The sequence below is a fragment of the Celeribacter naphthalenivorans genome, assembly GCF_020524585.1.
Classification (GTDB): domain Bacteria; phylum Pseudomonadota; class Alphaproteobacteria; order Rhodobacterales; family Rhodobacteraceae; genus Celeribacter; species Celeribacter naphthalenivorans.
Genome location: NZ_JAIVLK010000006.1, coordinates 241,655 through 266,978, shown reverse-complemented (window position 1 = coordinate 266,978; position 25,324 = coordinate 241,655). Strand labels below are relative to the sequence as shown.

At 59.3% G+C, this 25,324-nt stretch carries 24 protein-coding genes; 9 read left to right on the top strand and 15 right to left on the bottom strand.

The window, feature by feature from the left end; translation table 11 throughout:
* Nucleotides 1–12 precede the first annotated feature (12 nt).
* From LC094_RS14690 to LC094_RS14680, 3 genes are all read right to left on the bottom strand, one after another.
* Nucleotides 13–822, bottom strand: a complete 810-nt coding sequence (locus LC094_RS14690) for a capsular polysaccharide synthesis protein (protein ID WP_264186507.1) — start codon at nucleotides 820–822, stop codon at nucleotides 13–15.
* On the bottom strand, nucleotides 819–1,478 hold the full coding sequence (locus tag LC094_RS14685) for a hypothetical protein (RefSeq protein WP_404815018.1): 660 nt from the start codon (nucleotides 1,476–1,478) through the stop codon (nucleotides 819–821). Before LC094_RS14685 ends, LC094_RS14690 begins: the two co-directional genes overlap by 4 nt.
* A 94-nt stretch (nucleotides 1,479–1,572) precedes the next feature.
* Complete coding sequence (locus LC094_RS14680) at nucleotides 1,573–2,715, bottom strand: hypothetical protein (protein WP_226553539.1); 1,143 nt, start codon at nucleotides 2,713–2,715, stop codon at nucleotides 1,573–1,575.
* 462 nt (nucleotides 2,716–3,177) lie between these two features.
* On the opposite strand from LC094_RS14680, the gene LC094_RS14675 reads away from it, so the two are divergent.
* The 3 genes from LC094_RS14675 to LC094_RS14665 are packed head-to-tail and all read left to right on the top strand — an operon-like array spanning nucleotide 3,178 to nucleotide 7,327.
* A complete protein-coding gene (locus tag LC094_RS14675) occupies nucleotides 3,178–4,560 on the top strand; it encodes an aspartate aminotransferase family protein (protein WP_226553538.1) in 1,383 nt (460 codons plus the stop codon).
* A gap of 4 nt (nucleotides 4,561–4,564) precedes the next feature.
* Complete coding sequence (locus tag LC094_RS14670) at nucleotides 4,565–5,866, top strand: NAD(P)/FAD-dependent oxidoreductase (protein ID WP_226553537.1); 1,302 nt, start codon at nucleotides 4,565–4,567, stop codon at nucleotides 5,864–5,866.
* Between the two features lie 21 nt (nucleotides 5,867–5,887).
* Nucleotides 5,888–7,327, top strand: a complete 1,440-nt coding sequence (locus LC094_RS14665; RefSeq protein WP_226553536.1) for an aldehyde dehydrogenase family protein — start codon at nucleotides 5,888–5,890, stop codon at nucleotides 7,325–7,327.
* Between the two features lie 2 nt (nucleotides 7,328–7,329).
* On the opposite strand, the gene LC094_RS14660 is transcribed toward LC094_RS14665, so the two are convergent.
* The 8 genes from LC094_RS14660 to LC094_RS14625 form a co-directional block, all read right to left on the bottom strand.
* Complete coding sequence (locus tag LC094_RS14660; RefSeq protein WP_226553652.1) at nucleotides 7,330–8,007, bottom strand: GntR family transcriptional regulator; 678 nt, start codon at nucleotides 8,005–8,007, stop codon at nucleotides 7,330–7,332.
* A 163-nt stretch (nucleotides 8,008–8,170) separates the two neighbouring features.
* The gene (gene phoB / locus LC094_RS14655; protein WP_226553535.1) at nucleotides 8,171–8,860 is read right to left on the bottom strand and encodes a phosphate regulon transcriptional regulator PhoB; all 690 of its coding nucleotides are present in this window, start codon (nucleotides 8,858–8,860) and stop codon (nucleotides 8,171–8,173) included.
* Entirely contained in the window at nucleotides 8,860–9,585 is a 726-nt protein-coding gene (gene phoU, locus LC094_RS14650) for a phosphate signaling complex protein PhoU (RefSeq protein ID WP_226553534.1), read from the bottom strand. Before phoU ends, phoB begins: the two co-directional genes overlap by 1 nt.
* Before the next feature lie 11 nt (nucleotides 9,586–9,596).
* Nucleotides 9,597–10,394, bottom strand: coding sequence for a phosphate ABC transporter ATP-binding protein PstB (gene pstB, locus LC094_RS14645; protein WP_226553533.1), 798 nt, complete (start codon nucleotides 10,392–10,394; stop codon nucleotides 9,597–9,599).
* A gap of 17 nt (nucleotides 10,395–10,411) precedes the next feature.
* Nucleotides 10,412–11,770, bottom strand: coding sequence for a phosphate ABC transporter permease PstA (pstA, locus tag LC094_RS14640; protein WP_226553532.1), 1,359 nt, complete (start codon nucleotides 11,768–11,770; stop codon nucleotides 10,412–10,414).
* A complete protein-coding gene (pstC, locus tag LC094_RS14635) occupies nucleotides 11,770–13,236 on the bottom strand; it encodes a phosphate ABC transporter permease subunit PstC (RefSeq protein ID WP_226553531.1) in 1,467 nt (488 codons plus the stop codon). Before pstC ends, pstA begins: the two co-directional genes overlap by 1 nt.
* Before the next feature lie 132 nt (nucleotides 13,237–13,368).
* Nucleotides 13,369–14,400 carry a substrate-binding domain-containing protein gene (locus tag LC094_RS14630; RefSeq protein ID WP_226553530.1) on the bottom strand — a complete coding sequence of 344 codons (1,032 nt, stop codon included), beginning with the start codon at nucleotides 14,398–14,400 and terminating at the stop codon, nucleotides 13,369–13,371.
* 319 nt (nucleotides 14,401–14,719) lie between these two features.
* The gene (locus tag LC094_RS14625) at nucleotides 14,720–15,787 is read right to left on the bottom strand and encodes an ATP-binding protein (protein ID WP_226553529.1); all 1,068 of its coding nucleotides are present in this window, start codon (nucleotides 15,785–15,787) and stop codon (nucleotides 14,720–14,722) included.
* A gap of 353 nt (nucleotides 15,788–16,140) precedes the next feature.
* Between LC094_RS14625 and LC094_RS14620 the strand changes: the two genes are divergently transcribed.
* Nucleotides 16,141–16,413, top strand: a complete 273-nt coding sequence (locus LC094_RS14620) for a hypothetical protein (RefSeq protein WP_226553528.1) — start codon at nucleotides 16,141–16,143, stop codon at nucleotides 16,411–16,413.
* 41 nt (nucleotides 16,414–16,454) lie between these two features.
* Here LC094_RS14620 and LC094_RS14615 read toward each other — a convergent pair whose 3' ends face one another.
* Entirely contained in the window at nucleotides 16,455–16,985 is a 531-nt protein-coding gene (locus LC094_RS14615) for a gamma carbonic anhydrase family protein (protein WP_226553527.1), read from the bottom strand.
* Complete coding sequence (gmk, locus tag LC094_RS14610; RefSeq protein ID WP_226553526.1) at nucleotides 16,982–17,644, bottom strand: guanylate kinase; 663 nt, start codon at nucleotides 17,642–17,644, stop codon at nucleotides 16,982–16,984. Before gmk ends, LC094_RS14615 begins: the two co-directional genes overlap by 4 nt.
* Before the next feature lie 602 nt (nucleotides 17,645–18,246).
* On the opposite strand from gmk, the gene LC094_RS14605 reads away from it, so the two are divergent.
* A complete protein-coding gene (locus tag LC094_RS14605) occupies nucleotides 18,247–18,972 on the top strand; it encodes a PAS domain-containing protein (protein ID WP_226553525.1) in 726 nt (241 codons plus the stop codon).
* Between the two features lie 145 nt (nucleotides 18,973–19,117).
* Nucleotides 19,118–19,522: a GNAT family N-acetyltransferase gene (locus tag LC094_RS14600; protein ID WP_226553524.1), complete on the top strand. Its 405-nt coding sequence runs from the start codon at nucleotides 19,118–19,120 to the stop codon at nucleotides 19,520–19,522.
* Nucleotides 19,523–19,587: 65 nt separating this feature from the next.
* Here the strand turns inward: LC094_RS14600 and LC094_RS14595 are convergent, their stop codons facing one another.
* Both LC094_RS14595 and LC094_RS14590 read right to left on the bottom strand, forming a co-directional pair.
* Nucleotides 19,588–20,958, bottom strand: a complete 1,371-nt coding sequence (locus LC094_RS14595; RefSeq protein WP_226553523.1) for a class II 3-deoxy-7-phosphoheptulonate synthase — start codon at nucleotides 20,956–20,958, stop codon at nucleotides 19,588–19,590.
* A gap of 180 nt (nucleotides 20,959–21,138) precedes the next feature.
* Nucleotides 21,139–22,242 (bottom strand): PQQ-dependent sugar dehydrogenase, encoded by a 1,104-nt coding sequence (locus tag LC094_RS14590; protein WP_226553522.1) that lies wholly within the window; start codon nucleotides 22,240–22,242, stop codon nucleotides 21,139–21,141.
* 312 nt (nucleotides 22,243–22,554) lie between these two features.
* On the opposite strand from LC094_RS14590, the gene LC094_RS14585 reads away from it, so the two are divergent.
* The 3 genes from LC094_RS14585 (at nucleotide 22,555) to LC094_RS14575 (ending at nucleotide 25,320) form a co-directional block, all read left to right on the top strand.
* A complete protein-coding gene (locus LC094_RS14585) occupies nucleotides 22,555–23,727 on the top strand; it encodes an ABC transporter substrate-binding protein (RefSeq protein WP_226553521.1) in 1,173 nt (390 codons plus the stop codon).
* A 100-nt stretch (nucleotides 23,728–23,827) separates the two neighbouring features.
* Nucleotides 23,828–24,616: an ABC transporter ATP-binding protein gene (locus tag LC094_RS14580; RefSeq protein WP_226553520.1), complete on the top strand. Its 789-nt coding sequence runs from the start codon at nucleotides 23,828–23,830 to the stop codon at nucleotides 24,614–24,616.
* Complete coding sequence (locus tag LC094_RS14575) at nucleotides 24,613–25,320, top strand: ABC transporter ATP-binding protein (RefSeq protein WP_226553519.1); 708 nt, start codon at nucleotides 24,613–24,615, stop codon at nucleotides 25,318–25,320. Before LC094_RS14580 ends, LC094_RS14575 begins: the two co-directional genes overlap by 4 nt.
* The last annotated feature ends 4 nt before the right edge of the window (nucleotides 25,321–25,324 follow it).

Here is a 25,324-nt window from a genome sequence, read left to right as displayed (position 1 = left end):
CCTCGACACAGCCTAGATCTCGCGTTCTGACAGCCCTCGTTCGATCTGCGTGAGGACATTGTCGTAAAGCTCCGCGTTCTTCTTCCATCGGATTTTATGGACCGGAGCTGTGCGGAGCAACGCGTCAAGTGTCGGATCATCCAACTGTCCCTGCTGCGCCTCAACCACCGGCCGCAGTCGCAATGCCTCTGTGGCTGGATGGTTCGGGACACGCGCCCAAAGTGCTGCCAATTCCGGTTGGGTTTGGATCAGCCATGCAAAGTGGTAATGCATTATGAAATACGGATAGTATTTTGTTTTTCGGGCCATTTCAGGACTTGCGAAAGACGCCGGATCGCGCCGGATGCGTCGACGGTTTTTAAAGCGCACCCAATATGGCGCCTCTCTGGCGACGGTACGATCAGTTCTGAAATAGCTGACATAGGCCTCGCGCCACGCCGCCATCAATGGATGTCCCGCCTCTGAGGCCAGAAACCAGTTCGACAATATCCGATCCTCGCCGGGGTTCCGGAAGGCAAAGAACGCTTCTTGGTCAAGCGCCTGCGGCAACCAGTCCGCCAAAGGCACGGCCGGGATCAGGGAGACATCGCGCCACACACCGCCACGGTCGGCCAAAAGGACGGCGCGCACAATGTTCGCTCGGACCTGCATGGTGAGTTTGCCGGGCTCAATGCCTTCGGCAAAGAGCAACTCATCGGCCTCTTCGCCCCCGATCACATGCGCAACGTGGTCCGGGTTCAATTGACACCAGATCTCATGAATGCGTTTCACAAAATCAGGAGCGTTCTCAAACCCTTGATACCACATGGAATATATCGTCATGGGCTGCTCGCTTTGCGTGTTGTGCCCCCTGTGTCGTCGAGAACCCCGGGGTGCAAGCGTTGCTCCAACTGCTGGCATAGGCGATAAAGCTCATATTCTTCAGGCAGTTGCGCGGCCAGAATGTCACGCCCTTCAGCGGTAAGCGGCGTGCGGAAGTTTGCGGAGGAATGGCTGCGGGCGGTTTTTGTTTGTTTGAAGGCTGGCAAACGGTAGGCTTTGGCGACTTCCTCAAGATGTGAGGACAGGTTTGACGTGTTCAGACACATGACGATCTGGTGTGAGGCGTCAGACAGGCGCTCAACACTGCCGAAATAATGCACGTAGCCACGATAGAAATGCCGCACGGTTTTGAGTGCCAGAGCCGCCTCCTCTGCCCGTTGCGGATCACCTCCGTCAAAGGCTCGGGCAAAGGTGTCGAAGGTCTCGAATGTGGAAAAACACCGAACTTCCGCCTCGCGCCAAGGGATGTAACGCGTTGGCTGGCTGCAATTGCGGCGACTGTCGAAGGCGGAATGCAGCCGCGCGACGGGATCGCGGAACACAAATCCAAATCGGGTCTCGGGGCCGAATTGCGCATCGATCTCGTCCAGCGTGTAGTCATGGCTAAGGCGCCGGAGACGCAACTTGCGCAGCACGGGGTTTTGCGTGCGGATCATATCATTGAGCCACGTGCCCCCGGTTTTGGGGATATGCAACAATAGAGGGCGTTTGGGAGGCAAGAAAAGTGTCATTTCAACTGTGTTTGTCGGTTCAGATGTTCGTAGCAGATATGTTTGGCGGTGCATATCCATGCTGGATTTGATCTTTCAACCACATGCGACGACGGCGGGATTTTGGGTCCAGTCCAAAGGCCAGCCGGGATTCCAGTCGCGCAGAATTCGCCCAGCCCTGTGCCAGCAATTTCTGAGCCAAAGCACGATAGGCCTCGGGCTCGATGTCGATCAATTCACGCAGGTCAGACGGGGTTTCTAACGCCTCTGCGGTCTTTTCCAGATGGCTGTAATCGACATCAGGGGCGACAAAAGACAAATGATCGCGCACCCATAAGAGCGCCTCTATGTCGAGGTCGATATATTTCGCAATATTTTGTTTCAATTGAATTTTTGTCGTTTCCGTTTCTGTCTCAAGTCGCGTCAGCGCCCCCCCGAGACTGCGGCTATCCGAGGTGTAGCGGTCCTGTTGTTCTCGCAGAAAGGCAAAACGATAGCTTTGCATGAGTGCGATGGATTCCGCGCTTAGGCTTTGATTGACCTTCGGCCTCCCTGCCCTGTTTTGTGCCAAATCCTCGCGCCCGAGAACCTCGCGGAAAAAATCCTGAACCGTGTCGTCTCCTTGAGGCCAGACCTCAGGGTACAGACGCAATTGCACGGCCTTTTCTCCGAACACCTTGAGATAGGGCGTGAAAATCTCCTCATAAGGCGGCGGTGCGATTTTCGGGGGCAGGAAAGACGCCTTGAGCACTTGTTGCAGCCACGAAACATAAAAGGCCGACGGACGACGCAGGTAGGCAATGAAAGAAAAAGAGCTGATGCCGGCATCCATGAGTTCTTGTTTGAACGTTGAAAGCCCCTGCTCCGGGATTGGCGTGAAGAATTCCTCGGAGGACAGCAAAAGCGTGGCCTCAGGCGATCTCTGCGCCAAATTGCGCAGCACCTCCAAGGCCCGTGTCTTGCGCGCTTTGCGTTGATCTTCACTGCCCGAAAATCGGACGATGCGCGGCAGCTCGTCTTCCGGCATCAACCCGGACAACAAGATGGAATGTGGCGGCATTTCCGTTTTAGGCCGCGGATATAGAATGCCCGTTTCGGAAAGCTGTGGCGCAATCTCGCTCAGATAGTTCTGCAGAGATGTCGTGCCGGTTTTATGGCTTCCCATATGGAAAAGCAGTTTCATGATGTCCCCCCGTGGACCAAACATTTTCAGCCATGTTCAGCCGCATCAATCGGCCCACACCGATTTTTGCCTTCTTGGTTTATCATGGCTTTCGCAGTTTCATATGCCAGAGCGCCAAAAGACTTCGCGCGTATGTTGAAATTCCATAGAAAACTGCGTGCGGATCGCCCTATTGGTGAAAATAGAGGCAGGTTTTGACTGATGTCGCCTTATCGTTGCGAGGTTTTGGGGCTCGCATGGACCTGATCTTGTCTGCATTTGCGAAAACGTCAGGCCCCTCTTGCCGTCCTGTTACAGGGCGCTCACTTGACGCTTTAAAAATTTGATCATATTTTTCGAGACAACAGATACTTCCCGGAGGCCCGCCTCCGTCCTCACAACTTCGACCATCGCATCCCCCTTTTCTGCACTGCGTTTTATTGCAGGGCGCCTGGCGGTCAGATGGCACAAAGGACCAAACGCATGAGCGACAACCACCTGCCCACCGCCGAACTGCAAGCGCTCGACGCCGCCCATCACATGCACCCGTTCACCGACGGCGATGAATTGGCGAAAAAAGGCGCGCGGATCATCACCAAGGCAAATGGCGTCTGGCTGACCGACAGCGAGGGCGAGGAAATTCTCGACGCCATGGCCGGTCTGTGGTGTGTGAATGTCGGCTACGGGCGCGAAGAACTGGCCGATGTGGCCGCGCGGCAGATGAAGCAACTGCCCTATTACAATACGTTTTTCCAGACCTCGCATGTGCCTGCGATCATGCTGGCCAAAAAACTCGCCGAGATCGCGCCGGGGGATCTGAACCATGTGTTTTTCAACGGCTCCGGCTCGGATTCCAATGACACCAACCTGCGGATGGTGCGGCATTACTGGGAGCTGAAAGGCCAGCCGGAACGTTTCAATGTGATCTCGCGCTGGAACGGCTATCACGGCTCGACCATGGGCGGCGGTTCCCTTGGCGGGATGAAGGGCATCCACGCGCAAGGCGGCCTGCCCATCCCCGGCATTCATCACATCGACCAGCCCGACTGGTGGTCCGAAGGCGGGAATTTGACCCCCGAAGAGTTCGGCCTCAAACGTGCGCAGGAGCTTGAGGCGAAAATCCTCGAACTTGGCCCGGAAACGGTCGCCGCCTTTATCGCCGAGCCGGTGCAAGGCGCCGGTGGCGTGATCGTCCCGCCGGAAACCTACTGGCCGGAAATCAACCTCATCATCGAGAAATACGGCATTCTTTTGATTGTCGACGAGGTCATCACCGGCTTTGGCCGCACCGGCAACTGGTTTGGGTCCGAGACCATGGGCATCACGCCCGACATCATGACCTGCGCCAAGGGTATCACCTCGGGCTACATCCCGCTCGGCGCCTCCATCGTCTCGGACGAGATCGCCTCCGTGATCAACGGCAGCGAATTTGCCCATGGCTACACCTACGCGGGTCATCCGGTGGCCTGTGCGGTGGCTTTGGAGAACATCCGCCTGCTCGAAGAGGAAGGCATCGTTGAGCGCGCCGGCAAAGAGATCGCACCCTATCTCAAGGAAAAATGGGAGGCGCTGGTCGATCATCCCATGGTCGGCGAGGCCAAGATCGTCGGCCTCATGGGCTCCATTGCGCTCACGCCGAACAAGGCCACGCGCGCCAAGTTCAAGGCCCCCGGTGGCACCGTCGGCTACATCTGTCGTGAGCGCTGTTTTGCCAACAATCTTGTGATGCGCCATGTGGGCGACCGGATGATCATCTCCCCGCCGCTGACCATCACCAAAGCAGAGGTCGACATCCTGATCGAGCGCGCCCGCAAATCTCTCGACGAGGCGCTGGAGCGGATCGAGGCGGAGGGGCTAAACGTCTGATCTTATGGACATCCTGACCATCAACGACCGGCCCGGCGACCACGCGCAATCGTGGTACGCCGCGACAGCGCAAACCCCCGGTCCCTACCCGACTGCCACCGGCACGCTCAAGGCCGATGTCTGCGTCGTCGGCGGCGGCTATGCGGGCCTCTCGGCGGCGCTTCATATGGCGCGGCGCGGATTGGACGTGGTGCTTTTGGAGGCCTCCCGCGTCGGCTCTGGCGCCTCCGGGCGCAATGGCGGTCAGGTGTCGATGGGGCAACGGCTCGAACAGGACGAGTTGGAAACCCATGTCAGCATGGATGATGCGCGGATGCTTTGGGATCTGGGTGCCGAGGCCGTGGGTCTGGTCAAGGCGATCCTGTCCGAGAGCGGGGATGACTGCGACTGGCGCGATGGCGTGATCCACGCCAATCACCGCGCGCGGTTTTCCGACCATTCGCAAAAGCATGTGGATCACATGCATACGGTCTACGGTTACGACAAAATCCGCTACCTCGACCGCGACGCGGTGCGCCATGAGACCGGCTCCGAGGATTACCACTCCGGCACTTTGGACATGGGCTCCGGCCACCTGCACCCGCTGCGCTATGCCTTCGCGATTGCACGTCTGGCCGAGGCCGCTGGCGTGCGCATCCATGAGCTGTCGCGCGTGACCAAAATCGAGACCAAAGCCAAACCGCGTGTCCACACCGACCAAGCCGTGGTGGAGACCGATCACCTGATCCTCGCGCTCAATGGCTATCACAACAATCTCGACCACGACGTCGCGCATCACGTCATGCCGATCAACAATTTCATCGCGGTGACAGAGCCCCTGCCCTCCGATCTCGCGGCGCGACTGATCCCGAACCGCCATGCCGTCGCGGACAGTCGTTTTGTGATAAATTACTATCGCATGTCGCCCGACAATCGGATGATTTTCGGCGGTGGCGAGAGTTACGGCTATAAGTTCCCAAGTGACCTGCGCGCCAAGGTGCGCGGGCCGATGCTGGGCGTTTACCCGGAGTTGAAAGACGCCAAACTCGACTACGCTTGGGGCGGCACCTTGGGCATCACCATGTCCCGCCTGCCGCATTTCGCGCGGCTTGGGCCGAACGCCATGTCCATCGCTGGATTCTCCGGCCAAGGCGTGGCTTTGGCCACACTGGCAGGCCAGATCGCGGCGGAGGCGGTCGAGGGCCACGCCAGCCGTTTCGATCTCATGCAATCGCTGCCAAGCCCGCGCTTTCCCGGCGGCCCAAAGCTTCGGACGCCGCTTCTGGCGCTTGCGATGACGTGGTATGCTTTGCGTGACAAATTATAAAGTTTCAAAAGGATAAGAGGCATGACGGAGTTGAAAACCGACCGGTTCTATATCAACGGCGAGTGGGTCAAACCGCTTGGCGATGCCATGATGGACGTGATCAACCCGGCGACTGAAGAAGTCTTTGCCCAGGTCGCCATGGGCACGGCCAAAGATGTCGATGCCGCTGTCGCCGCCGCCAAAGCTGCCTTCCCGTCATTTTCCCGCACAACCAAACCCGAGCGTCTCGATCTTTTGGCGTCGATCCGCGAGGTCTATCAGAGCCGCTATGACGAAATGTCCGCGCTGATCACCGAGGAAATGGGCGCGCCGATTTCTCTGTCCGACCGGGCGCAGGCCGCCGTGGGGATCGGGCATCTGGACGGTGTGGTGAAGGCGCTTGAGGCCTTTGATTTCGAACATAAAAACGGCCCCGGCGATCTGATCGTGCATGAGGCCATCGGCGTTTGCGGGTTCATCACGCCCTGGAACTGGCCGATCAACCAGATCGCGTTGAAGGTCATTCCAGCGCTGGCCGCAGGCTGCACCATGGTGTTGAAACCCTCGGAACTGACCCCGATGAACGCGCTTTTATATGCCGAGATTCTGCATGAGGCGGGCGTGCCGAAGGGCGTGTTCAACCTCGTGAACGGTGACGGTCCCGGCGTGGGCGCTGCAATCTCGTCTCACCCCGACGTCGCCATGGTCTCCTTCACCGGCTCCACCCGCGCAGGGGTCGAGATTTCCAAAGCCGCAGCTCCCACGGTGAAACGCGTGACGCTGGAGCTGGGCGGGAAATCCCCGAATGTGCTGTTGGACGATTGCGATTTCGAGGAGGCGGTGAAACGCGGTGTGCGCCATTGCTTCCAAAACACCGGGCAAAGCTGTAACGCGCCGACGCGAATGTTGATCCCGGAGAGCCATTACGAGACCGCGATGGAGATCGCCAAGGAAGTGGCCGAAGCCACCGAAGTTGGCCTGCCCTCGCAGACCGGCAACCACATCGGCCCGTTGGTGTCGCAGATGCAATACGACCGGGTGCAGAGCCTCATTCAGGCCGGGATCGAAGATGGTGCGCGGCTGGTGGCCGGTGGTCTCGGGCGGCCCGAAGGCTTCAATCGCGGCTATTTCGTGCGACCGACCGTGTTTGGCGATGTGACCAACGACATGCGCATCGCGCAAGAAGAGGTCTTTGGTCCGGTTCTGGTGATGATCTCCTATCAGGACGACGAAAACGCGGTGCAGATCGCCAATGATACGCCCTACGGCCTCGCCGCTTACATCCAGACCGGGGCCTCAGAGGAAAGCCAAGACCGCGGCCTCGCCATGGCGCGGGACATCCGCGCGGGCATGGTGCATTTGAACGGTTCGGATATTTCCTATGGCTCGCCGTTTGGCGGCTATAAGCTTTCGGGAAATGGCCGCGAGGGCGGCCAATACGGCATAGAAGATTTCTGCGAAATCAAGGCGATATCGGTTTAAGCTCACGCGTTTTCCGCAGTCTCTTCCGCGCTCTCGGCCACGATGGCGCGGATGTTTTCCATCCCTTGCAGGATGTCGCGACGGATGGCCTCGGCCACGCCGTCACCGTCACCCGCCCGCAGCGCCTTGATTGCGACCTGATGCATGTCGGGCAGGTTTTGCGATCCGAACCGCGTGCACATCACCCGAAGCGCAGGCCCCGAGCGCAGCCAAAGCGTATCGACCATGGGGCCAATTACCTCTGTGTGCGCCGCACGGTAGAGCAGCATGTGAAAGCGGTGGTTGTGGATCATGTAGCCGCGCATGTCGCCTTTGCGCATGGCCTCGTCGATCTCATTGTCCACCAGCGTGAGCGCTGCGATTTCCGCCTCGCTCATCTGCTCCGCTCCACGCTTGGCCAGCTCAGGCTCCAAAGCCAGACGGGCAAAGATCAGCTCATCCACCTCCGAGAGGCTCAGGACCGGCACCGTCACCCGCCGGTTGCCGTGAAACACCAAAGCGCCCTCAGACGTCAGTCGCCGGATCGCCTCGCGCACCGGGGTCATGCCAGCGTTCAGCCGATCCGTGAGGCCCTGGATCGTCACCGGCTCCCCCGGCACCAGATCGCCCGACAGGATCAGATCCCGGATGCCGCGATAGGTCCGCAGATGCGCCGGTTCTTTGGTGAAAATCTCTGACATCGGGGACACGGCACGACCTCTGGCACAACGGGAATTTGCTCAAATGATTTGAGCATATATTCCAAGAGTTGGGCAAGCCGTGGTGCGTCCCTCTATGACAGAAATGCGAAAATGCGCCGAAAGCGAAGAGGCTTGGCGCATTTTCTGATCTTTTGTTCGAGGGTTAGCCCAGAGCGTAGCCCGCGCCGCGCACCGTGCGCACCGGGTCCTCGCCGCCATGCTGACACAGCGCCTTGCGCAGACGACCGATGTGGACATCGACGGTGCGGGTGTCGACATAGATGTCGCGGCCCCAGACGCGGTCGAGCAATTGCTCGCGCGACCAGACCCGGCCCGGCTTTTCCATGAAGGTGGACAAAAGACGGAATTCCGTCGGCCCGAGTTTCAGGGAGTCGTCGCCACGGGTCACGCGGTGGGTTTCGCTGTCGAGACGAATGTCTTCGAATTCAAGCACTTGCCCCGTCGAGGCCGGACGCACGCGGCGCAATTGCGTGCGCACACGGGCCATCAGTTCGATGACGGAGTAAGGTTTCACCACATAGTCATCCGCGCCGGTCTCGAGGCCGCGCACCCGATCCACCTCTTCGGAACGGGCCGAGAGCATGATGATCGGGATCTCGCGGGTGTCGGGCCGGGTTTTCAGGCGACGACAAATCTCGATGCCGGAGACGCCGGGCAGCATCCAATCGAGGACGATGATGTCCGGGCTGTCCTCGTCGACATACAACAGCGCGTCGTCGCCGTTTTCCGCCTTGGAGACGGCAAAGCCTTCGGCTTCGAGATTGTAGGCGAGGACTTCCCGCTGGGCGGGTTCATCCTCGACAACAAGAACACGGGGTTGGTCGGCAGCCATCAGAGGTCCTCCGCTCCCAGAGCGGTTTGCGAGGTGACATCGCCTTTCGGACGCGCATCTTCGGGCATTTCGCCGGTGGTCAGGTAGATCACCTGCTCGGCAATCGAGGTGGCGTGATCGCCCATGCGCTCGATGTTCTTGGCGATGAAATGCAGGTGCATGCAGGCGGTGATGTTGCGCGGGTCTTCCATCATATAGGTCAGGAATTCGCGGAACAGCGCATTATACATCTGATCGACGTCAAGATCGCGGTGACGCACCTCATTGGCGAGCCCGGTGTCGCGCTGGATATAGGCATCGAGTGCCAGACGCAGCATTTCCTCGACCTCGCGCGCCATGCGACGGATCGAGGGCGCAGCACCTTCGATCGGCGACATGTTGACCAGAACGCCGGTGCGTTTCGCGAGGTTTTTCGCGTAATCGCCACAGCGTTCGAGGTTGGTGGAGATCTTCATCACGGTCAGAACCGTGCGCAGATCGGAGGCGGTCGGCGAGCGCAGCGCGATGAGGCGGGCGGCCTCCTCGTTGACGCTTTCTTCGAGCTGGTCGATGGCCTTGTCGGACAGACGAACCTTTTCCGACAGCTCAACATCCCGCTCTTCGAGCGCTTGGGCGGCGTCTTTGATGGCGACCTCGACGAGGCCCCCCATCTTCATGATCATTGCCTGAATGGCTTCGAGATCACGATCAAACGCCGAGGCGATATGTTTGGAATCGTTGTGCATCAATTTGCTCCTTAGCCAATCCGACCGGTGATGTAGCTCTCGGTGCGCTCATCTTGCGGGTTGGTGAAAATCTGTTCCGTATCGCCATATTCCACCAGGTTGCCGAGGTGGAAGAACGCGGTTTTCTGGCTGACACGGGCGGCCTGTTGCATCGAGTGGGTGACGATGACGACGGAGAAATTCTCGCGCAACTCGTCAATCAATTCCTCGACTTGCAGCGTGGCAATCGGGTCGAGCGCGGAACACGGCTCGTCCATCAACAACACTTCCGGCTCGGTCGCCACGGCGCGGGCGATACAGAGACGCTGTTGCTGACCACCGGAAAGACCGGTGCCCGGCGCATCGAGACGGTCTTTGACCTCGTCCCAGATCGCCCCACGGCGCAGGGCCTTCTCGACGATCTCGTCCAGATCGGCTTTGTTTTTCGCGAGGCCATGAATCCGCGGGCCATAAGCGATGTTGTCGTAGATCGACTTCGGGAAGGGGTTCGGACGCTGGAACACCATGCCGACTTTCGCCCGCAACTGCACCGGATCGACGCGTTTGTCGTAGATGTCTTCGCCGTCCAAGAGGATGTTCCCCTCGACGCGGCAGATATCAATCGTGTCGTTCATGCGGTTCAGACAGCGCAGGAAGGTCGACTTGCCACAGCCCGACGGGCCGATGAAGGCAGTGACGGTCTTGTCTTTGATCTCGACATCCACGTCCTTGATGGCATGGGTGTCGCCGTAGAAAACCTGCACTTTTTTGGCGGAGATTTTGGTGTCGTTCATGTCCACGTCTTTTCTCACAATTCGCATATCGTTCATAGGTCTAACCTCAACTCTTACCAACGCCGCTCAAAGCGGCGGCGCAGGAGGACGGCGATGATGTTCATCGTCATCAGGAAAACAAGAAGAATGATGATCCCGCCCCAGGCGCGCTCATAGTACGCCGGATCGGCCCGTTTTGCCCATTCGTAAATCTGCGCAGGCATGGCGGAGTTCGGGTCGATAAAGCCGGAGGCGATCCCATCGGGCATGTTGGAGGCGATAAAGCCCACCATACCGATCAGAAGAAGCGGTGCGGTTTCGCCCAGAGCCTGCGCCAGACCGATGATGGTCCCGGTCAGGATGCCCGGCATGGCCAAGGGCAGCACATGGTGGAACACCGACTGCATCTTGGAGGCGCCAACCCCCAGAGCGGCGTCACGGATCGAGGGCGGCACAGCCTTGAGAGAGGCCCGCGTCGAGATGATGATCGTCGGAAGCGTCATCAGCGTCAGCACGAGACCACCCACCAGCGGCGCAGATTGCGGCAGATGCGCGATCTGGATAAACACCGCCAGGCCCAAAATACCGAAGACGATGGAGGGCACAGCGGCGAGGTTCGAGATGTTCACCTCGATGAGATCGGTCCATTTGTTCTGTGGCGCGAATTCTTCGAGGTAGATCGAGGCGGCCACACCGATCGGCAGCGCCAGAGCCAGCACCACGATCATCATGAACAGCGAGCCCACCATCGACACACCGATCCCGGCTTGTTCCGGACGGCTCTCGGAGGCGTCGGCGCCAAAGATGAAATCAGCGTTGAAGGTGGTTTTCATCAGGCCCGCAGCCACCATGGCATCGGCGATGTCGAGGTGTTCGGCATCGAGGTTCTTATCGCGCGCCAGTGCCTCACGGGTCACGCGGCCTTTGAAATAGCCATCCACACGCGACGAGGCCAGAAGGCGGAAGTCAACCGTCTCCCCGATCAGCTCGGGGTTGGCCAGAACCGTGTCACGCACTTGTGCGGCGACAGAGGCCGAGAGAATGTCCTCGACGTCTTTCTCCTTGGCAAAGGGAATTTCGATGCTCTCGGCCTTGAGCGCGGCGACCAGCGCATCGGTGACCACCGGCTTGTAGCCAAAGGTCGAGACCTTCGCGAGATCTTCAGGGTTGCGGTTGCCGTTCTTGTCGAGTTTCGCCTCGGTCAGTTCCACCGGAATGGTGACAAAGGTCTGTTTGAAGGCCGGCAAGCCGTTGCCCAGAATGGCCACCAGAAGCGCGACCAGAAAGAACAGGCCCGTGGCGATGGCTGCGATGCCATAGGCTTTGAACCGGGCCTCGGCGGCGTTGCGGCGTTTGGTGCGGGTGGTCTCATGGAAGAGAGACGACTTGGCATCCCCCTTAGCGGGGCCGTTATCAGCGGTAAAATCGGACATCAGTCATACTGCTCCCGGTATTTGCGCACGATCACGAGCGCGAAGATGTTGAGGCAGAGGGTGATCACGAAAAGCGTCATCCCCAAGGCAAAGGCGACAAGCGCTTCGGCGGAGGCGAAATCGGCGTCCCCGGTAAGCTGCGAGACGATCCGCGTGGTCACGGTGGTCATCGCTTCGAAGGGGTTGAGGTTCAGCTTGGCCGCGGCCCCTGCCCCCAACACCACGATCATGGTCTCACCGATGGCGCGCGAGGCGGCCAAGAGGATGGCGCCCACAATACCCGGCAAAGCGGCGGGCAGCACGACCTGACGCACGGTTTCGGATTTGGTGGCGCCGAGGCCCAGAGAGCCATCCCGCATCGCTTGCGGCACTGCGTTGATGATGTCGTCAGACAGCGAGGACACGAAGGGAATGAGCATCACGCCCATCACCAGACCTGCGGTCATCACAGAGCGACCGCCCTGCATCCAGCCAAGGCCCCCGTCTGAGCCAAACACCGTCATAAGCATCGGGCCGACGGTCAGCAAAGCGAAGAGACCGTAGACGATGGTCGGGATGCCGGCCAAGACTTCGAGGAGCGGTTTGGCAATCGCGCGCACCTTCGGCCCGGCGTATTCCGACAGGTAGATCGCGGCGAACAGCCCGATCGGCACAGCCACCAGAAGCGCAATGATCGAGACGTAGAGCGTACCCCAAAAGAGCGGCAGAATGCCAAGCTCCGAACCCCCGCCAAAGGACGGCGACCATGTGGTGCCGAAAAAGAAATCCAGCGCCGGGTAGAGTTTGAAGAACTCGATGGTGTTGAAGATCAGCGACAAGACGATGCCCAGCGTCGTCAGGATCGCGATGGAGGCGGCCCCGATCAAAAGCCCGAGGATCACTTTCTCCACGGAATTGCGCGCGCGCATGTCCTTGTTGGTGCGCAGCATGGAGACGGCAAAGCCCGCCAGAGCCGCGCCCAGAACGGCGACGGTCATCATCCAGTTGCCCACCGCATTCATCGTGCGATATTTCTGAGCGGCCTTGAGCACATAGCTTTCCACATTGGAGCCAAGCGCCACACCGACAGCGCCGAGACGGGCGCGAATGTCCGTCAGTTCCGTGCGGATGTCGCGGGCCTGTTCGCGGGTCAACGAGCCCTGCTCGACGGCGATATCAAGCCCTTCGGCAACGCGGCGCACATCCGACATCACGAGGTTCAGAGAACCTTTGTCGGTATAGGCCGTGTTCGGGATCATTGAGGAGACCTGCCCCTGGATCAGCATCGGCTGAAGGATCAGCCAGAGCAACAGGACGGCAAGCCCCGGGATCAGCACCGCCAAAAGGACGTTGGAGCCATAGTAGTTCGGAAGCGAATGCAACAGGCGGATGTCGCCATGCGCATCCTTGAGCGCGCGGGTGCGCCCCAGAATGAAACCGAGAAGGCCAAGGGCCAGAATAAGAATGAAAAGCCACAACAGAGGCATGGGCCGCTCCTTTGCGGGACACCTGTGATCAGGGTCCGGAGGCTGGAAATTTCAGATCGCGGGACGGCGTCCCGGCGAGAGAGGCGGCGCGAGATCGCCCGCGCCGCCTCAATATGTCGCAAGCCTTAAGGCTTACTGCATGGTGTCTTCAGCAGACACGCCAGCTTGCGTCGCAGCCAGTTCCGGGTCGGACACGAGGCCGTACTCGGAGAGCGGGCCGTCCGGGCCAGCCATGTCGTCGGAGATGAAGAACTCAGCATATTCTTTCAGACCCGGGATCACGCCGATGTGGGCTTTCTTCACGTAGAAGTAGAGCGGACGGGAGACCGGGTAGTCGCCGGAAGCGATGCTGTCGGTGGTGGCTTCAACGCCGGACATGGTCGCGGTTTTCAGCTTGTCGGTGTTGTTTTCGTAGAAAGCGAGACCGAACACGCCGATGCCGTTCGGGTTGGCGTCGATGGAGGCGAGCGTCTCGGTGTAGTCACCGTCGATGTCGACAGACTTACCATCCGTGCGAACCGCCATACAGGCGTCTTCGGCGTCGTCTTCGGACATGCCGGAGGCGATCATGGCTTCCATGGCGCCGGTGGCTTCACAGCCAGCCATCATAACTTTTTCTTCGAAGACTTCACGGGTGCCGTGCTTGGTGCCCGGGATGAAGGCCATGATGTCAGCCGCCGGGAGATCGGCGTTGAATTCGGACCACTGAGCGTAGGTGTTGTCGACCAGCTCGCCGTCTTTCAGGACTTTGGCGCCCAGAGCGTTGAAGATGTCAGCCGGCTCGAACGCGGTGAAGGCCGGGCCGTTGAGCTGGGAGGCGAAGACGATGCCATCGTAGCCAATGCGGACTTCGATGATGTCGGTCACGCCAGCGGCAGCACAGGCTTCGATTTCGGAGGATTTGATGGCGCGCGAAGCGTTGGCCACGTCGATGGTGTTTTCGCCAACACCTTCGCAGAAGCGCTTGAGGCCAGCGGAGGAGCCGCCGGATTCCACGACCGGGGTCGGGAAGTCAAAGTTTTCACCGAAGGCTTCAGCGACGATGGAGGCGTAGGGAAGAACGGTCGAAGACCCGGCAACCTGCACCTGATCACGGGCAGAGGCGGCAGTGGCAGAGACGGCAGCGATCGCGATCGCGGAAGCGGTCAGTTTCACAAAGGACATGAGTTGCTCCTGAATTTGCTTATGTCCGAGAGCGGTATTGCTCTCTTGGGGGCGGTTTAGGGGGCAGCTGCAATGCTTTTGTGAAAGTAATGTAACGGTTTCATGACAGATGGGGTGAAAACCCTAGACATCTTGCCGATTTGACCATGTTTTTCCGTCATATTCCTGTGGTTTTCGCGCGAAAGCCGTTCCAAAACGGGTTTTTCGACGTTCATTTGTGACAAGAAATTAAGAACTGTGACGGCAAATTAAGGACTGTGACAGTGCGTTAACCTTTGGGGGGCCTCGAAAGAGGGGCACTATAAGCCGTCACTGGTTCTTATTCATATGGCAATATGACAGAAAAACAGCTGCCCTGCCCCGTGTGGCTTTCGACTCGCAGACGTCCGCGGTGGCGGTTGAGAATATGCTTCACAATCGCCAGCCCAAGTCCCGTTCCCCCCATCTCGCGAGAGCGATGCGAATCCACGCGGTAGAATCGCTCGGTGAGGCGCGGAATATGCTGCGTGGCGATTCCCTCGCCCTGATCCGAAACATCGACCCGGATCGCCGAACTGCGCATCGTCGGTTCGACCGTGTGCGAGGTCAGACAGATTCGCACCTCTTTCTCACGCCCACCGTATTTGATCGCATTCTCGATCAGATTGGTGAAAACTTGGGTGAGTTGGTCGTGATCGCCGGGCACCTCTTCGGTGCCTTCGGCGCCTTCGAGGATCAGTTTCACCTTCTGCGCTCCGGCCACCGGTTGGAGGCTGCTGACGACAGAGCGCAAAATGGCGGGAATATCGACCCGGTCGGTCGGACGCACCCGGCGTTCCGCTTCGACGCGCGACAGCGACAGAAGATCGCCGACGATGCGGTTCATCCGCTGCGCCTCGCGGTTCATGATTTCGAGAAACCGCTTGCGGGCGACGCCGTCATCGGCGGCCGGTCCCAAAAGCGTTTCGATAAAGCCCAGCACAGCGGTCAGAGGCGTGCGCAATTCGTGGCTGACGTTGGCGACGAAATCGCGGCGCATCTGGCCCGCTTCGTGCAGCTCCGTCTTGTCCTCGAAGGCGACCGAGACACAGGCGAAATCCTCGACGATCACCGGGCGCAGCGCCACATTATAGACCAGATCGCGCTGGCTTTCGGTGATACGATAGATCGCCTCGGCGGGCTCCGAGAGCCGCAACACATTCTCGATCGCGTCCAACAACATGGGTTGACGCAGCACCGTAATGTAATGCCGCCCCACCATCGCCTCGTTGAACAGATGCCGCGCGGGGGCATTGGCGGCCATGATACGCTCGTCTCGTCCGATCACGACGACGGGCAAAGGCATGGCATCCGCCATCGCCCCCATCATCTCTTCGCCGTATCTGACCCGTTTCAAACTTTTCTGCATGGCTTATCCAAACTTCGCGGCTGTGTACTGGCGCGGTGTAACTTTCTCATGACAAGGGGGCGGCACGTTGACAAGGGCGCTGCAAAACCCATCGAAAGATTTTCATTTTGCAAATTTTTTCGTTTTCGGCAAAAATATTATTGCATTTTCGATACTTTACCCGTTTCCTCGAAAGTGGAATGAGGAAAGAGATGGGAACCCGCCCCACCATGGGAACCATAAGTCAAAATATATTCGGTGATCTCCTTGCGCATCTCGACGGAGCGCAGAGCAAACCCAAGGGTATGATCCTGATGGTGGGTGAACCTCAGCGCATGCAAACGCTGAAGCGACACTTTCCGGAGCGTACCGGTGTGTTTTTCATAGAATTTTCCGATCTCACCGCAGATATCCTGCACAGCATCAACCCCGACAGTGTCGTGTCCCCCGTGATGTCAGCGCATTTCGATTGCCTCGATCTGGCGGCGTTTTTGCATCAGGCCGGGTTCAAAGGCACGTTTCGGGCAATCACCAAGGGTCTGCCGCGTCCGGAGATCGTTCGCAATGAGGTGCGCGGCCAGTTCCCGGAGCTTGATTTCGACATGCTGAGCCCGGAGCCGGTGCGGCTTCAGGCGGTGTTGCACTGAGCGCCGCCAGAACGGCTTTCTGATGCCTGTCGCGACAGGCGTCAGTCGAGCGCTTTCAACCCATCCCGGAACCGTTGCGCATTCTGTTGATAGTGCAGCGCGGAGGCTTTGAGCCCTTTGATCTGCGCTTCGGTCAGCTCGCGCACCACACGACCGGGGCTGCCCATCACCAGTGAGCCGTCCGGGATTTCCTTGCCTTCGGTGATCAGCGCGCCTGCCCCGATCAAACAGTTCTTGCCAATCTTGGCGCCGTTCAAAACCGTCGCATCCATGCCGATCAGGGAATTCTCCCCGACAGTACAGCCGTGCAGCATCGCCTTATGCCCGATGGTACAGCCCGCGCCGATGCTCAGCGGATAACCCATATCGGTGTGCAGCACCGCGTTTTCCTGAATATTCGTGCCCTCGCCCACGACAATCGCCTCGTTGTCGCCGCGCAGCGTGGCGCCGAACCAGATGTTGGCGCCCTCCTCCAGGATCACCTTGCCAATGACATGCGCCCCCGGCGCGACCCAATAGTCGCCATTCTCCGGCAAAACCGGCGCGTGATCGTTCAATGAATAAAGCGTCATCCTTCCACCTCCTCGAATTCCGACTGAAGTCCGCGCACGAACCCCATAAGACCGGGCTGTTGCACCCGACGCAGGCGTTCGGCGGCGATGATCGTCTTGAGGCGCTCGAAACTGACCTCAAGATCGTCATTCACCAGCACGTAATCATAGCCATCCCAATGGCTGATCTCGTCCCAGCTTTTCTCCATCCGCTTGCCGATGGTCTCGGCACTGTCCTGACCGCGGGTTTCCAACCGACGCCGCAGCTCCTTGATCGAGGGCGGCAGCACGAAGATCGACAACACGTGATCGCGCAGCACGGAATTGGCGATTTGCTGCGCGCCCTGCCAATCGACATCAAAGAGCACATCGCGCCCCTCTTCTATGGCCTTGCGCACTGGTGCGGCGGGAGAGCCGTAGAAATTGCCGAACACATGGGCGTGCTCCAGCATTTCGCCCTCGGCGACCATCTGTTTGAAACGCGGCTCGTCGACGAAATGGTAATGCACGCCGTCCTCTTCGCCCGCGCGCGGCGCGCGTGTGGTGGCGGAGACCGAAAAGCTCAGCGTCTCGTCCCAATCCATCAAACGCCGCGCCAGCGTCGATTTTCCGGCGCCCGAGGGCGACGACAGGATGATGAGAAGACCGCGTCGCTCGGCTGACGTGTTTGCACTGCGCATAGTGAACCCTTCGCATGTTTGGTGCCTGCCATGGCTCTATGGCGGCGCTCTTGTCTCGTCTATAGCCGCCCGTTGGCGGCATGACCAGCATCGGCACGGGCGGCAAATGTGGCAACGTTGGATTTTAGACCGCCGCAAAGAGACTCACTTTGCAGATGCAGCGTCACATTTCTGCCTTTTTTGCGGCAGGCTTTCTTATTTTGTCAGCTTTGTGAGAGTTCTATAAAATTTTAGAAAACTGCATCACGTTAAAACTCTGATAACGATCTTTTCTGACGTAAAAATCTTAATGCATTGATATGTAATGATAATGTATCGCGTCAGAGGTGTTACCCTTTACAGTTTCCTAAGATTTACCCCCGTATTGTCGAGGCTTTGTTGCGAGATGTTAACCAATGGTTAGGATTTTCCACCAATTTAGGCAATCTCGTGGCATATTCAGGTCAAGCCAGCGATGAGAGATCGTCGCACAAAACAACGTCGGGAGCCAAAGCGGTCCAGTGCCCCTTTCGCCAGCGGCAGAACGCCCGCCCGACCCCATAATAAGACCCGCTTGAGGACCCGGCACGGGCCCCGGATCGCACAGTTGAATAGGTGTTGAGATGAAAATTGAATATATCAGTGGCTCCAACGTCGTCTCCCTCATGCCCCGCCGCAATGAGATGCATTTCCCGGCGTTGAAAACCGTCGAGGCCTATTGGGAAGGTCTGCGTAACGGGCGTCCGGTTCCGGCGCGTTCCGAAGTGGACCCGCGCGGCATGCAATCGGCGCTGGAATTCGCTTTCATCCTCGAACGCATTGCCCCCGGCGTGGCCCGGTTCCGCCTTGCTGGCATGCATTTGACCGATCTCATGGGGATGGAAGTGCGCGGCATGCCGTTGACGGCGATGTTCGTGCCGGAAAGCCGCGCGAAACTCTCCGAGGCGCTTGAAGCCGTGTTCGAGACCCCGCAAATCACCGTTATCACGCTTAAGGCTGAACGCGGCATCGGGCGCGGCGCGATGGATGCGCAGCTTTTGCTCTGCCCGCTGAAATCCGATTTGGGCGATGTGAACCGCGTGTTGGGGTGCTTGCAGTCCAAAGGTGAGATTGGCCGTCAGCCGCGCCGTTTTGAAGTGGTGGACATCCAGCCTCGCCCGCTCTTGGGCAATCCGGCGGATCAGAGCTTTGACACCACGCCGAAAGGCACGCCGGTGCCTGCCGGTTTCGCCGAGGCCAAAAAAGCCTATGAGGACAGCAAATCCACCACCTCTGAGACGCAGGACAAGGTGGAAGAGACCCCGCGCCCCGCAAAGCCGGTGCTGCGTCTGGTCAAAACGGACGAGTAAGCAACAGGATTTCATATGACCTGCCCCGTGAGGGCAACGGTCATCTGGCGCGGCACACTCCGACAATTGGGGGGCGGAGAGCCGCGCCTTTTTGCTTTTCAATTCGCCGGGCACATGCTCCTCTCGGGGACATAAAGGAGCGCCCATGATCACCTACGCCATCGAGCCCGACCTCTCCGCCTCTGAATTTCTCTCGCTGCTGGCCGCCTCAACATTGGCCGAACGCCGTCCGGTCGATCAGCCGCAGTGGATTGCCAAGATGTTGGCGAACTCCGACCTGATCGTCACCGCACGCGATACGGCGGGGCATTTGGTGGGCGTGGCACGCTCTGTCACCGATTTCTCCTATTGCCTCTATTGCTCCGACCTCGCGGTGGACGCGCGGGTTCAGGGGCGCGGCATCGGCAAGGCTTTGTTGCGCGAAACCGTCAAAGCGGCGCCGGAGGTCAAAACGCATCTGCTGCTCTCCGCGCCCGGCGCGATGTCGTTCTATGAGGCGGCGGGATATGAGTTGGTTGAGAATTGCTTCATCTTCCATCGCGGCGACTGACAGCGCGGAAAATAAAAAAAGCCGGACATAAAGCCCGGCTTTCAACATCTTGATTTTGCAAGACCTTAGGCGGTTGCCGCCACCGTCTCCGGGGTCTGACCTTTTTGCAGCTCTTCGGCCACAAGGAACGCCAGTTCCAGCGACTGAGAGGCGTTCAAACGCGGATCGCAAGCGGTGTGGTAACGGTCGGCGAGGTTCTCGTCGGTCACCGCGCGCAGGCCGCCGGTGCATTCGGTCACATCTTTGCCGGTCATCTCGAAATGCACGCCACCCGGGATGGTGCCCTGATCGCGGTGCACGGCGAAGAATTCCTGCACCTCGGAAAGCACCTGTTCGAAGGGGCGGGTTTTATAGCCGCTCTCGGATTTGATCGTGTTGCCATGCATCGGGTCACAGGACCAGACGACATTGGCGCCTTCCGCTTTCACCGTCTCAATGAGACGCGGCAGGTGATCGGCCACTTTGCCCGCACCGAAACGCGCGATGAGCGTCAGACGCCCGGCCTCGTTTTCGGGGTTGAGTTTGCCCATCAGCACCTTGAGGTCTTCGGCCGTGGTCGAGGGACCGCATTTTAGGCCGATCGGGTTCTGAACGCCGCGGCAGAATTCGACATGCGCGCCGTCCGGCTGACGCGTGCGGTCGCCGATCCAGATCATGTGACCGGAGCCCGCAATCGTAGCGCCGGTGGTGCTGTCCACACGGGTCAGCGCCTCTTCGTATTCCAGCAAAAGCGCCTCATGCGAGGTGTAGAAATCCACGGTTTGCAGATCGGGGTTGTGTTCCGCCGTCATGCCCGCCGCTTTCATGAAGTCGAGCGCATCTTGAATGCGGTTCGCCATGTCGCGGTATTTCTCGGCCTCATCGGATTCGGTGAAGCCCAGCGTCCAGGAGTGCACCCGGTGAATGTCGGCAAAACCACCTTTGGAGAAGGCGCGCAGCAGGTTCAGCGAGGCCGCCGCCTGTGTGTAGGCCTGCAGCATACGGTTCGGATCGGGGATGCGCGAGGCCTCATCGAATTCGAATCCATTGATGATGTCGCCCCGGTAAGACGGCAGTTCCACGCCTCCCACGGTCTCGGTCGGCGCCGAGCGCGGTTTGGCGAATTGGCCGGCCATGCGACCCACCTTGATCACCGGCACTTTCGCGCCAAAGGTCAAAACCATCGCCATTTGCAGCATGACTTTGAAGGTGTCGCGGATCTGATCGCCACCGAATTCGGCAAAGCTTTCGGCGCAATCGCCGCCTTGCAAAAGGAAGGCCTCGCCACGCGACGCTTTCGCCAGATCCCGCTTGAGGGTGCGCGCCTCGCCTGCAAAGACGAGCGGCGGATATTTGGCAAGCTGCGCCTCAACAGCGTTCAGCGCGGCCTCGTCCGTATAGTCGGGCATTTGCACACGCGGTTTGTTGCGCCATGCGGTTTTCACCCAATCCGTCATCGTCTTTTCTCCAAAACGGTTATTTATTCTCCTCCCTCATGTGCCCAAATCCGCCAGTGTTAGCGGTAGCGCGCACGAAGTCTGAAGACTTATAGAGGCGAGACGCCTGCGAGAAAACCCAAAACAATCGGGAGTGGGCGTAGAAATCCCATGCAAACGCCTAATTCCTGCGCGGAAACGTCAATCGCGCGGTGCAATCCGGTAGGCGGCACCCTCCCCGACCGAGAGAAACCAGATCGCCCCATCCGGCGCCAAGGCGATGTCGCGCACGCGGCCTGTTTCGGGCCAGGACCATTGCTCCTCTTGCCAGCTGGCCGGGTCCATCACCGAAATATAGTCGAATTTCAGCGACCCGATCAGATGCTTGCCTTTGAGCTCCGGGAAAAGATCGCCCTCGTAGATCGCATAGCCCGAGGGCGCGATGGAGGGGGTCCATTGATGGGCGGGCGGCTCTGTGCCGTCAAGCGTCTGAGGCGCGAAACGCCCGCCGCCGTAATTCTCGCCGTAGCTCGTCAGAGGCCAGCCATAGTTGGCACCTTTGGCGACCAGATTGATCTCGTCACCGCCCTGTGGCCCGTGTTCGTTGACCCAAAGCTGGCCCTGCCCGTCAAGCGCCGCGCCTTGCGGGTTGCGGTGGCCGTAGGACCAGAGCGCGGGGAGGACGTCATCGCCCAGAAACGGATTGTCCGCCGGAATGGTGCCGTCACGATTGATCCGCAGCACCGATCCATTGGCGCGGCTCTTGTCCTGCGCCGCCTCACGCTCGCCACGTTCGCCGACAGTGAGGTAGATCGTGCCATCCGTCGCCTCGACAATGCGGGAGCCGAAATGCTGGCCTTTACGGCTGCCCTCCGCCATCACAAAGAGATCCTGAAAATCAACAAGCCGGTCGTCTTCGAGCCGCCCGACACCAAGCGCGGTGCCTGCACCGCCGCGCATCGGTTTGGAATAGCTGAGAAACACCTCACGGCTCTCAGAGAAATCACGCGGGATCATGATGTCCAAAAGACCACCCTGCCCACTTTCCCAGACCTCCGGCGTGCCTTTGACCACGGTGACCGCGCCGTTTTGGACATGCAAAAGCCGCCCATCGATCTCGCTGATCAACACGCCGCCTTCAGGCAGGAACGCAATCGCCCAAGGCTCGTCCAGACCGCTCACAACCTCGGTGACGGCAACGGGCGTGGTCCCGGCCATGCGATCTGCGGCCAATGACGACGTGGGAAGAACGAGAGACACACTGGCAATAAGCGGCGTGACAAGACGGGAGAGGATGAGAGACATCGAAAAAGGCCTTTCTCAGGTCGGGGGGAAGGTCTCAGTGTTTGGTTTTCGGTGTTTTGTCTGACGTAATACGAATTTTGCCGGTTTCAAATGAAAGGTGCGGTGGCGAGGCCTGCCCGAGTCGGTCAGGGCCCCAAGCCCTTCGAACGGCAAAAACCCGCAGCAACGGCACCCACCAGACCCGCAGGCCCGGAAGAATTTGAGCAAATGCCCCAAATCCGAGCGCGAAACGCCGCGGCATATCTTTCCATCCGATCAAAGCCCGTCTAGTCTCCGCCCTAGGACAAGATCCAAAACAGGGAGTATTTCCATATGAAAAAGCTGCTTCTGGCTTCCACCGCTGCGACCCTCATGGCGGGCGCGGGCTCTGCCGAAGATGTCAAGATTGGTATCCTGCTCGGGTTCACCGGGCCTCTTGAAACCATCATGCCGCATATGGCGGACAGCGCCGAATTGGCCTTCAAGGAAATTTCCGAGACGGGCAAATTCCTCGATGGCTCGACCATCACCTCCGTGCGCGCGGACAGCACCTGTGTGGATGCCTCTGCGGCCACGGCGGCGGCGGAGCGTTTGGTGACCTCCGATGGCGTACTCGCGATTGTCGGCGCGGATTGTTCCGGCGTGACGGGGGCTGTGCTGTCCAATGTGGCCGTGCCGAACGGCGTGGTCATGGTGTCCCCCTCCGCAACTTCGCCGGGCCTGAGCTCGATCGAAGACAACGGTCTGTTCTTCCGCACCTCGCCCTCTGACGCGCGTCAGGGCGAAATTCTGGCCGATGTGCTGGAAGAAAAAGGCATCACCTCCGTGGCCGTGACCTACAACAACTCCGACTACGGCAAAGGCCTCGCCGATGCTTTCGCCGCCAATTACGATGGTGAAATCACGCTGAGCGCCTCGCATGAAGATGGCAAGGCAGATTATTCCGCAGAGGTGGCTGCACTGGCCTCCGCAGGCGGTGAAATGCTTGTGGTGCTGGGCTACATCGATCAGGGCGGCAAGAACATTCTGCAATCTTCGATCGACACCGGCGCGTTTGACACCTTCCTCGTGGGCGACGGTATGTATGGTCAGAGCCTTCTGGGGCTTGCCGATATGGTTGAAGGTTCGCTGGGCGTCGTTCCCTGGGCCGAGGGCGAAGGCACTGATCGTTTCACCGAGCTGGGCACCGAAGCCGGCATTCTGGTCGACAGCACCTACACGCGCGAAAGCTATGACGCGGGCGCTCTGATCGCTCTTGCGATGGCCAAAGGCGGCGAAGCGACCAAAGAGGCCGTGGCGGCCAACCTTCTCGATGTGGCCAATGCGCCGGGCGAAAAAATCCTTCCGGGTGACTTCGAGAAAGCGCTCGATATTCTCGCCGCAGGCGGTGACATCGACTATGTCGGCGCCACCAATGTGGAACTGATCGGGCCGGGTGAAGCTGCGGGATCTTACCGCTACTACACGATCACCGATGGGGCCTATGAGACCATCGACATCCGCTAAGCCGGAGGTCACATGATATGGCCCGGGGGGTAACAGGCTCCCCGGGCTGACTTTTTCGGCCAGCTTGCACTTTGGCCGAAACATCTAGGGGACAGATAAAATGATCGAAGTGCGTGATTTGCACATGCATTTCGGCGGTTTTCGCGCGGTTGACGGCGCCTCGCTCACGCTTGAGCAAGGCTCGATCACGGGGCTCATCGGGCCCAATGGCGCGGGGAAAACGTCGCTTTTCAACTGTATCGCGGGGGTCTTGACACCGACCTCGGGGCAAGTGCTGTTCGACGGTGAGGACATCACGGGGCTCAAACCGCATGAGCTGTTTCACAAGGGCATTCTGCGCACCTTTCAGATCGCGCATGAATTCGGCTCTATGACATGTCGCGAGAACCTGATGATGGTGCCGTCGGGCCAATCGGGCGAGACGTTGTGGAACACATGGTTCGGGCGCAAGCGCATCGCCAATGAGGAGCGGGCTCTGCGGGCCAAAGCCGACGAAGTGCTTGAGTTCCTGACGATTTCCCATATCGCGGATTTGAAAGCGGGCGAGATTTCCGGCGGCCAGAAAAAGCTTTTGGAACTGGGCCGTACGATGATGGTCGATGCCAAAATGGTGTTTCTCGACGAGGTCGGCGCAGGTGTGAACCGCACGCTTTTGTACACGATTGGCGACGCGATCAAACGCCTGAACGTCGAGCGCGGCTACACATTCTGCATGATCGAGCACGACATGGAGTTCATCAAACAGCTTTGCGATCCGGTGATCGTCATGGCGCAGGGTCAGGTCATGGCGACCGGCACCGCTGACGAAATCATGCAAAACGAAGCGGTGATCGAGGCCTATCTCGGCACTGGTGTGAAGAACAAGAAAACCGAGGAGGCGAGCGAATGAGTTTCCTCCATGCCAATGAAATGCGCGGCGGCTACGGCTCAGGCGCGGATATTCTGCACGGCTGTACGCTGACCGTGCAAAAGGGCGAGATTGCCGTGATTGTCGGGCCGAATGGTGCGGGGAAATCGACCGCGATGAAGGCGGTCTTCGGCATGCTGAACCTGCGCGAGGGGCATGTGCATCTCGATGGTGAGGACATCACCCGCCTCAGCCCACAGGAACGTGTCTACAAGGGCATGGGCTTTGTGCCGCAGACCCACAATATTTTCCCGACCATGACGGTGCGCGAGAACCTTGAGATGGGGGCGTTTATCCGCAAGGACGACATCGAACCCACGATTGAACAGGTCTACGAGCTTTTCCCGGCGGTCTATGAGAAACGCAACCAGAATGCGGGCGAGCTGTCCGGCGGGCAACGCCAACAGGTCGCCGTAGGGCGCGCGCTGATGACCAAGCCGAAGTTGTTGATGCTCGATGAGCCGACCGCGGGCGTGTCGCCCATCGTGATGGACGAGCTGTTCGACCGCATCATCGAGGTCGCCAAGACCGGCATTTCGATCCTCATGGTGGAACAGAACGCCCGCCAAGCGCTTGAGATTGCAGACAAAGGCTATGTTCTGGTTCAGGGCGCCAATGCCTATACCGACACCGGCGCGAACCTTTTGGCGAACCCGGACGTGCGCCGGACGTTCTTGGGGGGATGAGGGC

What these genes read in the sequence shown, in the direction of transcription:
- LC094_RS14690 (WP_264186507.1), bottom strand. Translation starts at nt 822, where the DNA reads ATGACGATATATTCCATGTGGTATCAAGGGTTTGAGAACGCTCCTGAT.
- LC094_RS14685 (WP_404815018.1), bottom strand. Translation starts at nt 1,478, where the DNA reads ATGATCCGCACGCAAAACCCCGTGCTGCGCAAGTTGCGTCTCCGGCGC.
- LC094_RS14680 (WP_226553539.1), bottom strand. Translation starts at nt 2,715, where the DNA reads ATGAAACTGCTTTTCCATATGGGAAGCCATAAAACCGGCACGACATCT.
- LC094_RS14675 (WP_226553538.1), top strand. Translation starts at nt 3,178, where the DNA reads ATGAGCGACAACCACCTGCCCACCGCCGAACTGCAAGCGCTCGACGCC.
- LC094_RS14670 (WP_226553537.1), top strand. Translation starts at nt 4,565, where the DNA reads ATGGACATCCTGACCATCAACGACCGGCCCGGCGACCACGCGCAATCG.
- LC094_RS14665 (WP_226553536.1), top strand. Translation starts at nt 5,888, where the DNA reads ATGACGGAGTTGAAAACCGACCGGTTCTATATCAACGGCGAGTGGGTC.
- LC094_RS14660 (WP_226553652.1), bottom strand. Translation starts at nt 8,007, where the DNA reads ATGTCAGAGATTTTCACCAAAGAACCGGCGCATCTGCGGACCTATCGC.
- phoB (WP_226553535.1), bottom strand. Translation starts at nt 8,860, where the DNA reads ATGGCTGCCGACCAACCCCGTGTTCTTGTTGTCGAGGATGAACCCGCC.
- phoU (WP_226553534.1), bottom strand. Translation starts at nt 9,585, where the DNA reads ATGCACAACGATTCCAAACATATCGCCTCGGCGTTTGATCGTGATCTC.
- pstB (WP_226553533.1), bottom strand. Translation starts at nt 10,394, where the DNA reads ATGAACGATATGCGAATTGTGAGAAAAGACGTGGACATGAACGACACC.
- pstA (WP_226553532.1), bottom strand. Translation starts at nt 11,770, where the DNA reads ATGTCCGATTTTACCGCTGATAACGGCCCCGCTAAGGGGGATGCCAAG.
- pstC (WP_226553531.1), bottom strand. Translation starts at nt 13,236, where the DNA reads ATGCCTCTGTTGTGGCTTTTCATTCTTATTCTGGCCCTTGGCCTTCTC.
- LC094_RS14630 (WP_226553530.1), bottom strand. Translation starts at nt 14,400, where the DNA reads ATGTCCTTTGTGAAACTGACCGCTTCCGCGATCGCGATCGCTGCCGTC.
- LC094_RS14625 (WP_226553529.1), bottom strand. Translation starts at nt 15,787, where the DNA reads ATGCAGAAAAGTTTGAAACGGGTCAGATACGGCGAAGAGATGATGGGG.
- LC094_RS14615 (WP_226553527.1), bottom strand. Translation starts at nt 16,985, where the DNA reads ATGACGCTTTATTCATTGAACGATCACGCGCCGGTTTTGCCGGAGAAT.
- gmk (WP_226553526.1), bottom strand. Translation starts at nt 17,644, where the DNA reads ATGCGCAGTGCAAACACGTCAGCCGAGCGACGCGGTCTTCTCATCATC.
- LC094_RS14605 (WP_226553525.1), top strand. Translation starts at nt 18,247, where the DNA reads ATGAAAATTGAATATATCAGTGGCTCCAACGTCGTCTCCCTCATGCCC.
- LC094_RS14600 (WP_226553524.1), top strand. Translation starts at nt 19,118, where the DNA reads ATGATCACCTACGCCATCGAGCCCGACCTCTCCGCCTCTGAATTTCTC.
- LC094_RS14595 (WP_226553523.1), bottom strand. Translation starts at nt 20,958, where the DNA reads ATGACGGATTGGGTGAAAACCGCATGGCGCAACAAACCGCGTGTGCAA.
- LC094_RS14590 (WP_226553522.1), bottom strand. Translation starts at nt 22,242, where the DNA reads ATGTCTCTCATCCTCTCCCGTCTTGTCACGCCGCTTATTGCCAGTGTG.
- LC094_RS14585 (WP_226553521.1), top strand. Translation starts at nt 22,555, where the DNA reads ATGAAAAAGCTGCTTCTGGCTTCCACCGCTGCGACCCTCATGGCGGGC.
- LC094_RS14580 (WP_226553520.1), top strand. Translation starts at nt 23,828, where the DNA reads ATGATCGAAGTGCGTGATTTGCACATGCATTTCGGCGGTTTTCGCGCG.
- LC094_RS14575 (WP_226553519.1), top strand. Translation starts at nt 24,613, where the DNA reads ATGAGTTTCCTCCATGCCAATGAAATGCGCGGCGGCTACGGCTCAGGC.